At 69.5% G+C, this 15976-nt stretch carries 12 protein-coding genes; 9 read left to right on the forward strand and 3 right to left on the reverse strand.

Annotated features, from left to right (window positions below; all coding sequences use genetic code 11):
• Positions 1–21: 21 nt before the first annotated feature.
• Positions 22–2835 (reverse strand): TonB-dependent receptor, encoded by a 2814-nt coding sequence (locus tag ABE505_RS07030; protein WP_346443115.1) that lies wholly within the window; start codon positions 2833–2835, stop codon positions 22–24.
• 263 nt (positions 2836–3098) lie between these two features.
• Here ABE505_RS07030 and ABE505_RS07035 point away from each other — a divergent pair, with 263 nt between their 5' ends.
• From ABE505_RS07035 to ABE505_RS07045, 3 genes are read left to right on the forward strand one after another with little or no spacing between them, the layout of a single operon-like run.
• Positions 3099–4238, forward strand: coding sequence for a phytase (locus ABE505_RS07035; protein ID WP_346443113.1), 1140 nt, complete (start codon positions 3099–3101; stop codon positions 4236–4238).
• Between the two features lie 20 nt (positions 4239–4258).
• A complete protein-coding gene (locus ABE505_RS07040; protein WP_346443111.1) occupies positions 4259–5644 on the forward strand; it encodes a metallophosphoesterase family protein in 1386 nt (461 codons plus the stop codon).
• Entirely contained in the window at positions 5641–6273 is a 633-nt protein-coding gene (locus tag ABE505_RS07045; protein WP_346443110.1) for an inorganic diphosphatase, read from the forward strand. The genes ABE505_RS07040 and ABE505_RS07045 overlap by 4 nt, the downstream gene beginning before the upstream one ends.
• Positions 6274–6381: 108 nt before the next feature.
• Here the strand turns inward: ABE505_RS07045 and ABE505_RS07050 are convergent, their stop codons facing one another.
• The gene (locus ABE505_RS07050) at positions 6382–7812 is read right to left on the reverse strand and encodes an amidohydrolase family protein (protein WP_346443108.1); all 1431 of its coding nucleotides are present in this window, start codon (positions 7810–7812) and stop codon (positions 6382–6384) included.
• A gap of 139 nt (positions 7813–7951) precedes the next feature.
• The gene (locus ABE505_RS07055) at positions 7952–9451 is read right to left on the reverse strand and encodes an aminotransferase class III-fold pyridoxal phosphate-dependent enzyme (protein WP_346443106.1); all 1500 of its coding nucleotides are present in this window, start codon (positions 9449–9451) and stop codon (positions 7952–7954) included.
• A gap of 180 nt (positions 9452–9631) precedes the next feature.
• Here ABE505_RS07055 and ABE505_RS07060 point away from each other — a divergent pair, with 180 nt between their 5' ends.
• From ABE505_RS07060 to secF, 6 genes are all read left to right on the forward strand, one after another.
• Positions 9632–10063 carry an Lrp/AsnC family transcriptional regulator gene (locus tag ABE505_RS07060; protein ID WP_346443303.1) on the forward strand — a complete coding sequence of 144 codons (432 nt, stop codon included), beginning with the start codon at positions 9632–9634 and terminating at the stop codon, positions 10061–10063.
• 95 nt (positions 10064–10158) lie between these two features.
• The gene (gene queA, locus ABE505_RS07065; RefSeq protein WP_346443104.1) at positions 10159–11208 is read left to right on the forward strand and encodes a tRNA preQ1(34) S-adenosylmethionine ribosyltransferase-isomerase QueA; all 1050 of its coding nucleotides are present in this window, start codon (positions 10159–10161) and stop codon (positions 11206–11208) included.
• A gap of 177 nt (positions 11209–11385) precedes the next feature.
• A complete protein-coding gene (gene tgt / locus ABE505_RS07070) occupies positions 11386–12522 on the forward strand; it encodes a tRNA guanosine(34) transglycosylase Tgt (protein ID WP_346443102.1) in 1137 nt (378 codons plus the stop codon).
• A 116-nt stretch (positions 12523–12638) separates the two neighbouring features.
• Positions 12639–12977, forward strand: a complete 339-nt coding sequence (gene yajC, locus ABE505_RS07075) for a preprotein translocase subunit YajC (RefSeq protein WP_183426274.1) — start codon at positions 12639–12641, stop codon at positions 12975–12977.
• A 71-nt stretch (positions 12978–13048) separates the two neighbouring features.
• Complete coding sequence (secD, locus tag ABE505_RS07080) at positions 13049–14932, forward strand: protein translocase subunit SecD (protein WP_346443100.1); 1884 nt, start codon at positions 13049–13051, stop codon at positions 14930–14932.
• 13 nt (positions 14933–14945) lie between these two features.
• Entirely contained in the window at positions 14946–15908 is a 963-nt protein-coding gene (secF, locus tag ABE505_RS07085; RefSeq protein ID WP_346443098.1) for a protein translocase subunit SecF, read from the forward strand.
• The last annotated feature ends 68 nt before the right edge of the window (positions 15909–15976 follow it).

A 15976-nucleotide genomic window follows, 5' to 3' on the forward strand; every position in this document is an offset into this window, starting at 1 on the left:
CGCCGCGGCCGCGCCGGACGATCAGAACTGGTAGCGCACGCCCGCCAGCCACGACCGGCCGAACCCCTCCATCTCCAGCACCCGGTTGCGCTGGCCCTGGAAGCGGACCTGACGTGTGTCGCGCAGGTTGTTGATCTCGCCGAACACGCGCCAGCCCGCGCCGAGCGCCAGGCTCGCCGAGAAATCCAGGCTCGCGCGGTCGTCCCAGTAGATGTTCAGTTCGGGATTGCTGATGTCGAACGCCTGGATGAAGCGTGAGCGCTTGTTGTACGCCAGGCGTGCATCCAGACCCGCGCGTGCGTAGGTCAATGCGATGTTGTAGTTGTCGCGCGAGGTGCCCGGCAGTTCGGTTTCCCCCAGGTCGAACGGCAACTGCGCCTCGGACTTGGCGTAGGTGTAGTTGGTGTAGACGCCCAGACCCGCGAGCGCGCCGGGCAACTGGTCGAAGGTCTGCTGCCAAGTCAGTTCCGCGCCGTAGATCCGGCCGCGCTTGCCGTTCTCGGCGCGGGTGATGCGCAGCGTCTGGCCGCCGCTGGTGGCCTCTTCGTGTGAGGCGAGGAACAGCGGGTCTTCGATGCGCTTGTAGAACAGCGCAGTCGAGACCAGGCCCAGGGGACGCAGATAGTGCTCGAACGACAGGTCGAGGTTGTGCGCATAGGCCTCGCGCACCAGTGGGTTGCCTTCTTCGATGGCGATGACGTTGCGGTCGTCGGCCTCGCCGAGGATGCGGTAGGGCGCGGTGTGCATGAAGTCCGGGCGGTTGAGCGCGGTCGAGTACGAGGCGCGCACGATGCGGTCTGGGCCGAGCTCGTAGCGCAGGTGCACGCTGGGCAGGAGGTTGCCGTAGCGGCGGCCGGCCGAGACCGGCGTGGCCACCCCGGTGCCCTCGTCGAATGCGGTCGCCATGCCTGTGGTCTCGGTGCGCTCGTAGCGCACGCCGGCGACCATCGTCAGCGCGTTCCAGGTCGCGTCCAGGCGCGCGTAGCCTGCGTACACGTTTTCTTCGGCGCGGTAGTCGCCGGTCAGCGAATCGGGAATCAGGCGCTTGTAGGCATCGCTGTCCTTCAGTGGTCCGGCGTAGAGATCGAAGATGTCGCGGCAGAAGCGCCGGCCGGTCAGGAAGTAACCGAAGTTGTTGGACAGGCTGTCGCAGAGCATGTCCGAGTAGGCGATCCCCAGCGCGTCGAAGTCGTCGCGCTTGCCATTGCGGTAGCGCTCGTCGTCGAACTGCTTGTCGCGCAGTCGGGCGCGCACGCCGATGCGCAGGTCGCCGGTTTCGCCGACGAACGACTGGGGCCGCGCCAGGTCCAGCCGCAGGCCGGTCTCGGCCTCTTCGCTGGACTCGAAGCGGTCGTTGAAGCGGCGAAACGCATACCAGGCCTCGGGCAGGTTCACGCCGGTGGCAGGCGCGTCGTCACGGCCGCGGATCGTCCAGACCGGGAAGTCGGGATTGGCGTAGTCGTAATCGAGCTGCGGCCGCACGGTGGCGCGAAAGATGTACTGCTGACGCGGATCGGTGACCTTGGTGGCTTCGCTGCGCGAGGCTTGCCAGTCGAGCTTCCAGGTCTCGCCCAGATAATGCTCGCCGCCCAGGTTGTAGGTCCGGATCGTCTTGTCGTAGGTGCGTTCGCGCAGTTCCTTGTCGAAGGTCGCGCGCGCGGTGCCGGCGGTTTCGTCCGAGCCCGCGGTGTGCCGGTCGAGCGCGATCGTCAGGTTGTCGCGGAACTCGCGGTCGACGAAGTTCGCATCCGAGGCCACCAGGTAGACCAGGTTGTCGGGATCGATGCGGATGTCGAAGCGTCCGGTCAGGCCCTTGCGGGTACGCGTGCCTTCGTAGTCCTTGATCTGGATCTCGGTGGGTGCGAAGCCCGCGTCGACGCGCTCGTACAGGCTCTCGACGTTGTCGGTGAAGCGGCCCTGCTTGCTGAGCGAGCCGGAGATCAGCACGCCGATGTTGCGGTCGGCGCCGAAGCGGTTGCCGATCGTGGCGTTGTAGCGCGCGTTGTCGCCATCGCCCAGTTGGTACGCGCCGCCGGCGACTGAAGCGCGCAGGGTCAGTCCGTCGCGGTCGAGCGCGCTCTGGGTGCGGATGTTGATGTTGCCGGCGATGGCGTCTCCGTCCATGTCCGGTGTCAGTGCCTTGGTGACCTCGAGCGCGGAAATCACGTCGGACGGGATGGTGTCCAATTCCACGCCGCGGCTGCCGGCATCGGGGTTGGCCAACTGCACGCCGTCGATCGAGACGGTGGTGAATTCCTTTGGCGCACCGCGCACGCTGACGTAACGGCCTTCGCCCTGGTCGCGCTCGATCGACACGCCGGAAATGCGCTGGGTGGACTCGGCGATGTTGTTGTCGGGGAACTGGCCCAGCAGGTCGGCCGAGACGACATTGACGTAGTGAGTGGACGTGCGCTGCTGGTTGAGCGCGCGCGCCTGGGCATCGCGGCTGGCGCGGACCTCGACGACGCCCAAGTCGGTCGCGCCGGCAGCGCTGGTCAGCGCGATCTCGATACGCGCGCCGCGGCTGTCGCCGACCGTGACCTCGGTCTGGTAGGCGCCGTAGCCCAGATAATCCACACGCAACGTGTGGCGGCCCGCGGGCAGGCCGACGACACGGAACAGGCCTTCGCCATCGGTGCTGGCCTGACGGCCGCCGACGGTGACGAGTGCGCCTTCCAGCGCGATGCCGCGCGAGGCCTCGCGGACCTGACCGACGAGCGTGCCGGCCATCGCGGCGACGCCGTCGGCGGCGGTCTGTGCATGGGCGGCGGACGGGGTGGCTGCGAACAGCGCGGCGGCGATCGCCACGGCGATCGCGGTCTGGGTCGATGTCATCGAAACTCCGGGAAGTGGCAAGGGCGCGTCGGCCTGCGCGCCCCCTTTGGCGTGGTGCAGGCCGGTGTTCACGAGCGCCTCGGGAACGTTTCGAAAAGTCTGGGTCAGTTGTGTTGCCGATTCATGATGGCGATGCTGCATGTGCGCCATCGCAGTGACATGCCGGTGTCATCGTCCGTCCACACAATCCGCGGTCGCCGCAATACGGCATGACCGTCGCGTGACCGTTGCGCGTCCCCGATGACACGACTTCCTGGTGATCCATGACAAGGCTTCCCTTCGTCCCTTTCCGAACGTGGGCGATCGCATCGCTTGCGCTGTGCATCGCAGGCTGTTCTGCGTCCGCGCCCAACATCGCCGGCCAGCCGAGCGCCGAGGCCCCTGCGACGCCGGCTACGCCCGGACGCGACCTGCCGATCGTCGAGGAAGCGTTCGTCAGTGCGCTGACCCCCGAGGACAACATCGACTCGCCGGCGGCATGGGCCGCGCCCGATGGCCGGGTGCTGGTGATCGCGACGGCGAAGTCCACCGACCGTCTGGTCGTCTACGACGGGGCGAGCGGCGAGACGCTGCGCACGTTCGGCGCTTCGGGCAGTGGGGCCGGTCAATTCCGGCGTCCCAACGGCATCGCGGCGATCGACGACCTCGTGTTCGTCGTCGAGCGCGACAACCACCGCGTGCAGGTGTTGCGGCTGCCGGACTTCGCGCCAGTGCTCGCGTTCGCCGCGCAGGACCTGGTCAAGCCGTACGGGCTGTGGATCGACCGCGCCGGCGAGGGGTATACGGTCTATGTCACCGACGCCTATGACGATGGCGAAGATGCGCAGGGCCACGATGTGCTGCCGCCGCTCGACAAGCTCGACCGGCGCGTGCACCGCTATGCGCTGCGCCCCGATCGCGGGACGTTCGCGGTGGAGGCGCTGGGCGCCTTCGGCGACACCACGGCCGACGGCGCACTGCGGGTGGTCGAGTCGATCTGGGGCGACCCGGCGAACGATCGCCTGCTGATCGCCGAGGAGGACGAGACCTATGCCAACGAACTGAAGGTCTACGACCTGGCCGGCCGCTACGCCGGGCGCACGGTCGGCCGCGATGTGTTCCAGGCGCAGGCCGAGGGCATCATGCTCAAGACCTGCGCCGATGGCGGCGGCTGGTGGATCACGACCGAGCAGGGCAAGGGCCGGACCGCGTTCCACCTGTTCGACCGGCGCTCGCTTGCGCACGTCGGCGCCGTGGTCGGAAAGATCGTCGCCAACACCGATGGCATCTGGCTGCACGACGCACCGTCGGCGAACTTCCCCGACGGCGCGCTGTATGCGGTGCACGACGACCAGGGGTTGGTCGCGTTCGACTGGCGCGCGATCGCGCAGGCGCTGTCGCTGCCCGCGTGCGGGCGGTCCTGATCATGGGAGCAAGCCTCGTCATGTCTCTGTGTTGGCGTACAGCGCTGCTCACGCTGGCTTTGCTTGCGCCTGCGGTTCACGCCGAGGCGCCGCGACAGCCTGAGCCCAACACCCGCGTGCCTGAGGGCGATCGCGGACACGCCGCAACCGCATATCCGGACCGCATTGCGGCCTCGCCCGCGCAGGATGCAGCGACCGGGTTCGCGGTCGCCTGGCGGACCGACGCGCGCGTGCGTGCGCCGCAATTGCAGATCGCGCCGGCCGACGACACGCCGGACATCGCGGGTGGGCGCGCACGCACGATCGTCGCCGCCACCCAGTCGCTGCATACGCGCAACGCCGTCGCGCACCAGCACCGCGCCGATGTCGACGGCCTGACGCCCGATACGCTGTATGCCTGGCGCGTGCAGGGCCACGGCACATGGAGTCCCTGGTTCCACTTTCGCACCGCGGCCGCAGAGGCCGCGCCGCTGACGGTGCTGTACTTCGGTGACACCCAGAACCAGAACACTGCGCTGGTGACCCGGGTGATCCGCGAGTCGCGGCGCTGGGCGCCGGACGCGAAGCTGGCGCTGTTCGCCGGCGATCTGGTGTCGGGCGGCGGCGCTGGGCAGGGCGCCGACGACGACGAGTGGGCCGAGTGGTTCGAGGCCGCCAGCGGCCTGCCCGAAGACATCGCAACCGCGCCGGCGGCAGGCAACCACGAGTTCCACGACGAGCACGAGGACACACCGCAGGAACGCCGGGTGCTGTCGCCACACTGGCCGGTGACGTTCGCATTGCCGCGCAACGGCGCGCCCGGCGTGGAAGCGACGACGTACTGGTTCGACTACCAGGGCGTGCGCTTCGTCGTGCTCGACGGCACCTCGATCCTGGATCTGGGGACCGGTCCGGCGCAGGCGCAGTGGCTGGACCGCGTGCTGGCCGACAACCCGCACCGCTGGAGCGTGGTGCAGATCCACCAGCCGCTGTACGCACTGCGCGCCGACCGCGACTACGCGTCGCTGCGCGCACACCTCGCCCCGGTGCTGCGCAGGCACCGCGTGGACCTGGTGCTGCAGGGGCACGACCACGGCTACGGCCGCCGCGCGCTGGATGCGAACGGCGATACGCCACAACTCCTGGTCAGCGTGGCCGGCGCCAAGCAGTACCGCCTGGGGCCGCAGGCGCTGGCGACGATGGCACCGATCGCCGAGGACACCCAACTGTTCCAGGTGCTGCGCGTCGATGGCCCGGTGCTGCGCTACGAGGCGCGCACGGCGACCGGTCGGCTGTACGACGCGTTCGAACTGCACGACGACGATGGCCGCAAGCGGCTGGTCGAGCGGGAGGATGGCAGAATCGACACGCGGCGCTGCACGCGCGAGGGCTCGCTGAAGGGTCGCGCCGACCGGTGCTGGGAATGAGCGCGATGCACGGCACGCGCTTGGGTACGGCGGTGGTCACGCTGATGCTGGGGGCAGGGCTGAGCCTGGCGGGGGCAGCGACCTGGGCGGCCGGCCCCGCGGGTCATCCCTTCCACGCGCGCCAGCCCGACCCGTCGACGCATGACGCACTGCTGGTGGTGGAAATCCCCGCCGGCGGCATGGTCAAGTACGAGATCGGCGCCGAGGACGGCCTGCTGCACGTCGATCGCTTCGTGTCGATGCCTGTCGTGTATCCGGCGAACTATGGCGCGATGCCAGGCACACGTGCCGGCGATGGCGATCCGCTCGATGCGCTGGTGCTCACGCGTGCGCCGGTGCATCCCGGCGCGCTGCTCCGGTTCCGGCCGCTGGGCGTGCTGCGCATGCGCGACGGCGGACAGGCCGACGAGAAGATCGTCGGCGTGCCGGTCGACGACGTCGACCCGACCTATGCCGGGGTGCGCGATCTCGCCGATCTGCCGGCCGCCGAACGCGCGCGCATCGAGGCGTTCTTCCGCGTCTACAAGGACCTGCCCGAGGGCAGCAGCGCGGTGACCCTGCACGGCTGGGGCGACGCCGCCGCCGCGCGCGCGCTGATCGGTGACGCGATCGAGGCTGCGGGGCGCTGAGGCGACCAGTCGAGGGCCGGGGCCGCGCGGCGCGGTAGAGAACAGGCGGGGCCGTTGATGGCCCCGCTGCGAATCGGGACACCTTGTCGGCCAGCGTGGTCTACCGGCTCAGCCCTCGGCGTCTGCGGCGTGGGCCTCGCGCGCGAGGCGCAACGCAGCCTCGACCGATGCCCATGCCTGGGGCAGGTCGACCTGCGCGCCGTCGGCCCAGACCGCCTGGATGGTGCGGGTGGCGCGGATGTCGGCCAGTGGGTCGCCGCTGACGACGAGCACGTCGGCGCGCGCGCCGGCTTCGAGCCGGCCGAGATCGGACCGGCCCAGGATGTCGGCGGCCACATGGGTCGCCGCCTGCAGTGCCTGCACCGGGGTCAGGCCCATGCGTACCAGGGCCTCGAGTTCCTGGTGCAGCGCCGGACCGGGCAGCATGTAGGGCGCAGCGGGCAGGTCGGAGCCGGCCCCGACGCGGACCCCGGCCGCCAGCAGGCGCGGCAGCAGCGCGGCCATCAGGGCCTGGTCGGCACGCGCACGGGCCTGCACTCGAGGCTCGGCGAGGATGCCCGACAGCGCCGGCCAGTGCTCGGCGACGTCGACGGCCAGGCGGTCTGCACCGGGCAGGTCGTCGCGAGTCAGGCTGTCGGGCGTCGCGAACTGGATGCCGTTGGCCGTCGTCGGCACCAGGGCGACGCCGGACTGCGCGAGCTCGGCGACGATCCGGTCGAGCAGGACCGGATCCAGCGTGTCGGCGGCCGGATCGCCGCCCAGTCGCTGGTACGCCAGCGCGGCGCCGCCGAGATGTTCCAGCGTGCCGACGCCGGCGGTGGCGGCCTGCAGCGCATCGACATGGGCGCCCGACAGCCCGCGCGTCAGAACCGTGCCGAGATCGGCCATGACCGGCAGGCCGTGACGCGCGGCGGCCTGTGTCGCGGCGTCGAAGACTGCGGGTGGCAGTTGCTCGTAGAGCTTGATCCAGTCCACGCCGGCCGCGGCCAGGGCGTCGACGACGGTGGCGGCGTCGTCAGGCGAGGTCAGTGTGATCGCGGGCTGGGTGCCCAGGGCCGCCGCATCGAACGGCGCAGGGCCATCGGGGGTCAGGACACTGACCGCACCGTCGAGCAGCGGGCCGGTCGCGAACAGGCGCGGCGCACCCGGCGTCGCGCGCAGGTCGGCGAGCATGTCGAGGGTGTTGCCGGCATCGCGGATCGTGGTGACGCCCGACGGCACGAAGGCGCCGATGAAATGCGGCCGTGCATGCACGTGCAGGTCGATCAGTCCGGGCAACAGCAGGGCGTCGCCGTAATCGTGTTGCGCGGCCGCGTCGTCCCAGGCGCAGGTGTGGCGCGCGCCGGCACAGCGCACGCGCGCACCGGCGATCACCACGACGCCCTGTTCGAGCACCGTGCCGGCACGCGCGTCGAACAGACGGCCGAGCAGGACGGCATCGGCCGGCGGTTCCACAGCCGGCGTGGCGCTGTCGTGGCCGCAGGCCGAGAGAAGAAGCGCCGCGCACGGCAGCGCGAGCAGGACGGAACGTCGAATCATGGTCACCACGCTGTCGGAAGCAAAGCGCGCGGATCGATGGCGACGGCGCACGTCCTCCGGGCGCATCGGACGGCTCGGTGGCCGCGTCTGCGCCCGGGCGGACGCAGACCGGCGCCGGCCGCGCGGGGCGCCGACCTTATCAGGCCGCGGCGGCGTCCGTCTGGCGGGGGCCTTCGCGCAGCGCCTTGCCGACCATGTCCACCAGCAGCGCAAGTTCGTCGTCGCCGATCGCGAAGTGCGGGGTGAAACGCAGCGAGTTCGCGCCGCCGTGGATCACGCCGATGCCGCGCTCGCGCAGCCATTCCTCGGTCGAGCCGGCGCCGTAGCACTTGTACCGGGGATCGAGCTCGCAAGAGAACAGCAGGCCGGTGCCCTGGACCTGGGTGATCGCGCCGCCCGCTTCGGCGCGCAGCGCTTCCAGCCGCTCGATGGCACGGCGCCCGGCCTGACGGATGTTGGCGCGGATCTCGGGCGTGAGCTGCTCGAGCACCGCGCAGGCCACGTCGAGCGCGCGGGGATTGGCGGTCATCGTGTTGCCGTAGACGCCGCTGCGGTACAACTGCGCGGCGTCTTGCGAGACCGCGAGCACCGACAGCGGGTACTGGCCGGCGTTGAGTGCCTTGGAATAGGTCTCCATGTCCGGCGCGTCGAGGCCTTCGAACCCGGGATAGTCGACGACCGACAGCACGCCGTGCGCGCGCAGGCCGGCCTGGATCGAGTCGACCAGCAGCAGGCTGCCGTGGGCGCGGGTGAGCTCGCGCGCGGCGGCGTAGAACGCGGGCGGCAGCGCACGGCCGGGATCGCCTTCGCCCATCACCGGCTCCAGGAACACGGCCTCGACGAACCACCCGTTCGCGTCCGCATCGGCGAACGCCTGCCGCAGCGCGTCGGCGTCATAGGGCGGGATGGTGATCAGCGAGTTCTCGTCGCGGAAGCTGGCCAGGTACTTCTTGTAGGTCGCGCGCGAGGAGTCGGAGTACAGCGCCGGGCGCTCGGTGCGGCCATGGAAGCTGCCCTTGACCACGATGCGCTTGATCGTGCGCCCCGCATGGCGGCCGCCCGGGTCGGTCTGGATGCGGGTGTTGATGTCGGCGATGCGTGCGGCCAGGCCCACCGATTCTGAGCCGGAATTCAGGCACAGGAAATGGCTGTACGGGCAGCCGCCGTCGCGGGTGTGGCCGATCTCGCGGCGCAGCGCGCGGTCGAGCCGCAATTGCGACAGGTGCGGGGTCATGATGTTGGCCATCGGCACCGGCCGCGCCATCGCCTCGAGCACCGTCGCGGGGGTGTGGCCGAAGCCGAGCATGCCGTAGCCGCCCGAGTCATGCAGCACCGCCCCCTTGAGGGTGACGATCCACGGGCCGCGTGCGGCCAGCGCGACGTAGGGGTTCACTGCGTCGCCGGGGTAGAAGTTGACGTAGCCAGCCTGCACCGTGCGGGCTTGGGCGTCCTCGTCGAGGTCGAGCAGGTCGGCGAACTCGCCGCCGATCCGGGCGTACTCGTCCGCGGCGGCCTGCAGCGCCTCGACGAGTGCGGGGTGGCGCGCGGCGTAGGTCTCGACGACATCGTCGGGCAGGCCGGTCGTGCGGCGTGCGCCGCCATGGGCACGCAGGGGGGCGAGGATACGGGTCACGGACATACGGTGGACTCCCAGGTCGGCAGGCGGGCCGGTGGGCGGGCGCGGGCTCGCGATGATGGGCGAGACCGGCTCCCCAGCCGGTACGTCCCCTCTATTATCTGGACGATTCCGTCGGCCGGTAGCGACGGATCGCCGAATCGCTGCTAGGATTTCGGCGCATCGCCGAATCTATTCGTGAAAATGTCCAGCGAGCCTGCCGACGTCCGCCTGCTGATGCTGTTGCGCGAGAACGCACGGCTGTCGACCGCCGAGATCGCGCGACGACTCGGGCTGTCGCGCACGACGGTGCAGAGCCGGATCGAGCGGCTCGAGCGCGACGGCGTCATCAACGGCTACACCGTGCGGGTGCGCGACGACTTCGAGCAGGGGCACATCCGCGCGCAGATCATGATCAGCGTCCGGCCCCGGCAGATGACCCCGGTGGTGACCGCGCTGCGCGCGATCGATGCGGTGCGCACGCTGCATTCGGTCAGCGGGCCCTACGACCTGATCGCGCTCGGCGTGGTGCCGACCGTCGCCGACATGGACGTGCTGACCGACCGGATCGGCTGCCTGGAGGGCGTCGAGCGCACGACCTCGTCGATCATTCTGTCGACCAAGTTCGAGCGGTAGACGTCCCACGCCTGCCGCTCCACCCGGCGCCCATGGCGCCACCGCGCCCGTCGCCTCGACCTACAATGGCCGCCCCTTCCGATCGTCGGCGCCTCTTGAAGAAGTCCGATTTCCATTTCGACCTGCCGGACGCGCTGATCGCGCAGGCGCCGCTGGCCGAGCGTTCGGCCAGCCGGCTGCTGGTCGTGCCGCCTGCCGACGGCGCGTTCGACGATCGTCACGTGCGCGACCTGCCCGAGCTGCTGCAGCCGGGCGACCTTCTGGTGTTCAACGACACCCGGGTGATCCCGGCGCGGCTGTTCGGGCACAAGGACAGCGGTGGACGTGTGGAGATCCTGATCGAGCGCCTGCTGCCCGGCAACGAGGCGCGTGCGCAGATCGGCGCCAGCAAGGCGCCCAAGGCGGGGGGGCGGATCGTGCTCGACGGTGGCGGCAGCGCCGAGGTGCTGTCGCGCGATGAGGGCTTCTACCACCTGCGCTTCGAGGTCGGCGACGCGCTCGAATCCTGGTTGCTTCAGGCCGGACGCATGCCGCTGCCGCCCTATATTCGGCGCGAGCCGGGGCGCGACGACGCCGAGCGCTACCAGACGGTGTTCTCGCGCGAGGTCGGCGCGGTCGCGGCGCCGACCGCGGGCCTGCATTTCGACGATGCCTTGCTCGAGCGGCTGCGTGCGCGGGGCGTGGCCTTCGGTCACGTGACCCTGCATGTGGGCGCCGGCACCTTCCAGCCGATGCGGGTGGACGATATCCGCCAGCACCGCATGCACAGCGAGTGGCTCAACGTCGGTGCCGAACTGGTCGCGCAGATCCGGCGCACCCGCCAGGCCGGTGGCCGCGTGATCGCGGTCGGCACGACGGTCGTGCGTGCGCTCGAGAGCGCGAGCGTCGAGGGCGAACTGCACCCGTTCTCGGGCGAGACGCGGATCTTCATCTTCCCCGGTTACCGCATCCGCAGCGTCGATGCGATGGTGACCAACTTCCACCTGCCCGAATCGACGCTGTTGATGCTGGTCTCGGCCTTCGCCGGCCGCGAGCGCATCCTCGCCGCCTACGCGCATGCGGTCGCGGCGCGCTACCGGTTCTTCTCCTACGGCGATGCGATGTTGCTGTGGAGCGCCGAGGCGTCTGCGCAGCCGGCCGGCTGAGCGGGCGGGCCTCGCCGGGCCGCACGCGGCGGCCCGGGGGCTGCGGAGGATCGCGCCCAGATTGCCGGTGCGCCGGTCGGCCAGGCGTCCCAGGCCTCGCCTTCGCCATCCGGCCAACGGGCGGCGGCGATCCATGGCGTCAGGGTCGGGCGCGGACGGACCGGTCATACTAGCGGGATGTCCAGAATGTCCTTTCAGCTGCTCGGCAGCGACGGCGCGGCGCGGCGCGGCCGTATCGATTTCCCCCGCGGCACCATCGAAACCCCCGCCTTCATGCCGGTCGGCACCTACGGCACGGTCAAGGGCGTGCTGCCGCATCAGATCCGCGCGCTGGGCGCGCAGATCATCCTGGGCAACACCTTTCATCTGTATCTGCGCCCGGGCCTGGAGGTCATCGAGGCGCACGGCGGCCTGCATGGCTTTGCGCGCTGGGACGGGCCGATCCTGACCGATTCGGGCGGTTTCCAGGTGTTCTCGCTGGCGCACAAGCGCAAGATCACCGAGGAAGGCGTGACGTTTTCGGCGCCGACCGACGGTTCGCGGGTGTTCTTGGGGCCCGAGGAGAGCATGCGCATCCAGAAGACGCTCGACTCGGACATCGTGATGATCTTCGACGAGTGTCCGCCGGTGCAGATCGACGGCAAGCCGGTCGACCCGCGCGTGGTCGAGCGCTCGATGGAACTGTCGCTGCGCTGGGCCGCGCGGTCCAAGCGTGCGCACGAGGGCAACGACGCCGCGCTGTTTGGCATCGTGCAGGGCGGCGTGCACCACGACCTGCGCACGCGCTCGGCGCAAGGACTCCAGGCCATCGGCTTCGACGGCTATGCGATCGGCGGGCTGGCGGTCGGCGAAACCGAGGCCGAGCGCAACGCGATGCTCGACCACACCTGTCCGCAATTGCCGGGCGACCGTCCGCGCTATCTGATGGGGGTGGGGCGTCCGGAGGATCTGGTGGAGGCGGTCGCCCGCGGGGTGGACATGTTCGACTGCGTGATGCCGACCCGCAACGCCCGCAACGGGCATTTCTTCACCTCCACCGGCACGATCCGCATCCGTAACGCGAAGTTCGAGAAGGATCTGCGCCCGATCGAGGAAGGCTGTGGCTGCGAGGCCTGCGCCGGCGGCTACAGCCGCGCCTATCTGCGCCACCTGGACCGCTGTGGGGAGATGCTGGGGCCGATGCTGGGCACGCTGCACAACCTCTGGTATTACCAGCGCCTGATGGCGGACATGCGTGCCGCGATCGAGTCGGGAACCTTCGCCGCGTTCCGGGCGTCTTTCTATCGCGCCCGGACCGGGAATCCGGACGCCTGAGCCGGGCCTGACGGCTCGGATCGCCCGATTTTCACCCCCGTCCACGCCCCGGCCTGCGCCTCCGGCCGGCCGTGGCATAATCGCCTGCTGCCTTTTCGACCCTGATGGATGCCCAGATGAATCTGCTGGACCTGCTGATCGCCCCCGCCCACGCCGCCGCCGGGGCGCCCGCCGCGCCGAGCATGCTGTCGACGCTGGCTTTCCCGATCATCCTGATCGCGATCATGTACTTCTTGATGATCCGCCCGCAGATGAAGCGGACCAAGGAACACCGCGCGATGCTCGACAAGCTGTCGGTCGGCGACGAGGTGATCACCAATGGCGGCATCGCCGGCGTCGTGCGCGCCATCGGCGAGAGCTTCATCACCGTCGAGATCGCCGAGCGCGTCGAGATCCGGGTCCAGAAGGGCGCGGTCGGCAACGTGCTGCCCAAGGGCACCCTGAAGTCGGCCTGATTTCCTGATTCTGCCGGGGCTTGCCCCGGCAACTCTCCCGGCGCCGTCTGCGCGGCGCCCGAGGCAAGCCAATGCTCGAATTCCCGCGCTGGAAATACGTCCTGATCCTGCTGGTGCTGGTGCTGGCCGCGCTGTACGCGCTGCCCAACGCCTACCAGAAGAATCCGTCGATACAGATCACCCCGAGCACCAGCGAGGCGCGCATCGACGATGCGCTGCGCCAGCAAGTGGACGGCCTGCTCAAGGACGCGGGCGTGACGCCGGTCGGCACCGAGGTCGACGACAGCCACCTGCTGGTGCGCCTGCACGATGCCGATGCGCAGACCGCGGCCGCCGACACGCTTCGTCCGGCGCTGGGGGAGAACTATTCGGTCGCCCTGAACCTGGCCTCTACCGTCCCCGACTGGCTGTCGCGCTTCGGCGCCCGGCCGATGTCGCTGGGTCTGGACCTGCAGGGCGGCGTGCACTTCGTGATGCAGGTCGACCAGGCCGCCGCGCTGCAGAAGCGCGTCGACGGCTACGCCGACGGCATCCGCACCGTGCTGCGCGACAACCGCATCGGCTATTCGAGCGTCGAGCGCCGGGCCGACAACAGCATCGGCGTGGTCCTCAACGAGGGTGCCAACGTCGCCCAGGCACGCCAGCACATCGCCACCAGCCTGGCGAGTGCGTCGGGGCAGGGGGTGGCCGGCAGTGGCCCGCAGATCGCCGTCGACGGCAACCGCATCACCGTGCGCCTGTCGCAGAGCGAGATCGCCCGCATCGCCACCGACGCGGTCGAGCAGAACCGCACCGTGATCTCCAACCGCATCAACTCGATCGGCGTCGCCGAGCCGGTGCTGCAGCGCCAGGGCGAGGACCGTCTGGTCATCCAGCTGCCCGGCCTGCAGGACACCGCCGAGGCCAAGCGCCTGATCGGCGCGACCGCGACGCTGGAGTTTCGCGCGGTGACCGGCGATGAGAACCAGGCCGCCGCTGCGGTGGCCTCGGGCAGCGTCCCGGCCGATTCGCGCGTGTACTACGACGAGAACAACCGCCCGCTGCTGCTCTCGCGGCGCATCCTCGTCTCGGGCGACCAGCTGATCAACGCCAATCCGCGGACCGACCAGCAGACCGGCATGCCGTCGGTCAGCATCACGCTCAACAGCGCGGGCGGCAAGCGCATGCTCGACCACACGCTGGAGAACGTCGGCCAGCGCCTGGGCATCGTCTACGTCGAGCGCATCCCGACGGTGCGCGTCGTCAATGGCGAGGAAGTCCGTTCGGCACGGACCGTCGAGCGCGTGATCAGTTCCTCGACGATCCGCGGCGTGTTCGGACGCGAGTTCCAGACCACCGGTCTGAGCCGCGACGAGGCCAACGACCTGGCCCGCCAGCTCAAGGCCGGCGCACTGGCCGCACCGATGGACTTCGTCGAAGAGCGCGTCGTGGGCCCGAGCCTGGGCGCGGAGAACGTCGAGCGCGGCGTGACCGCGGTGCTCTACGCGTTCGTGTTCACGCTGATCTTCTTCATGCTGTACTACCGCATGTTCGGCATCGTCACCTGCCTGGCGCTGATCCTGAACCTGCTGATCGTGGTCGCGGTGATGTCGCTGTTCGGCGCCACGATGTCGCTGCCCGGCTTCGCCGGTCTGGCGTTGTCGATCGGCCTGTCGGTGGACGCCAACGTGCTGATCAACGAGCGCATTCGAGAGGAGCTCAGGGCCGGGATGCCGCCCAAGGCGGCGATCGTGACCGGCTACGAGAAGGCCTCCGATACGATCTTCGACTCCAACCTGACCGGCATCATCGCGGGTATCGCGCTGTACGCCTTCGGCACCGGCCCGCTGCAGGGCTTCGCGGTCACGCTGGTGATCGGCATCATCGCCTCGATGTTCACCGCGATCGTCGTCTCGCGCGCGCTGGTCACGCTGATCTACGCGCCGCGCAAGAAACTCAAGTCCCTGGCGATCTGACGGGAGAGACCCCATGAAAATTTTCCCGTTGACCCTCGTTCCCAGCGATACCCGCATCGACTTCATGCGGCTGCGCCATGTCTGGGTTTCGATGTTCGCCCTGCTGTTCGTGGCCTCGATCGCGGTGATCGGTCTGAAGGGCTTCAACTTCGCCCTCGACTTCACCGGCGGTACCGCGGTGAACGTGCGCTTCGAGCAACCGGTGAGCGTCGACGAGGTGCGCGAGCGGCTCGAGACCGCCGGCATCGCCAATGCCCAGGTGCAGACCTTCGGCAGCGGCAACGACCTGCTGATCCGCGTGCGCGGCGACGAGCAGGCGAGCGTGGACGGCAACACCCAGCTGGCGCAGCAGGTGCTGGCGGCGGCGACGAGCGACAGCAATCCCGGCCGGATCCTGAGCACAGAAGCGATCGGTTCGCAGGTCTCGGGCGACCTGCGCAAGAACGCGATCTACGCGGCGATCTTCGTGCTGGTGGGCTTCCTGCTCTACATCAGCGTGCGCTTCGAGTGGAAGTTCGCGGTCGTGGCCAGTGTGACCACGCTGTTCGACGTGCTGGTGGTCGCCGCGCTGTTCTCGCTGACCGGTCGCGAGTTCGATCTGACCGTGCTTGCGGGTCTGCTGTCGGTGATGGGCTTCTCGATCAACGACACCATCGTGGTGTTCGACCGCGTGCGCGAGAACTTCCGCGGCGTGCGGGCCGAGCCGCTGGAGATCTTCAACCGCTCGATCAACCAGACGCTCTCGCGCACGATTATCACCTCGCTGGTGTTCTTCCTGTCGGTGCTGGCGCTGTTTCTCTACGGCGGCGGCTCGCTCGAAGGTCTGGCGCTGACGCAGATGATGGGCGCGGTCGTGGGCACCTTGTCGTCGATCTTCATCGCCTGTCCGCTGCTGACCTACGGCGTGCTGCGCGTCACCAAGCAGGACCTGTTGCCCAAGGCCAAGGACGAAGTGGCCCTGGCACGCCGGCCGTAAGGCCGGCGGCCGGGTCAAAACCGGGGTGAGAGTGGAATTTTTGGCAGGCGAAAATGAAAAATATACCC

It is taken from the genome of Luteimonas sp. TWI382, assembly GCF_039674545.1.
Lineage (GTDB): Bacteria > Pseudomonadota > Gammaproteobacteria > Xanthomonadales > Xanthomonadaceae > Luteimonas.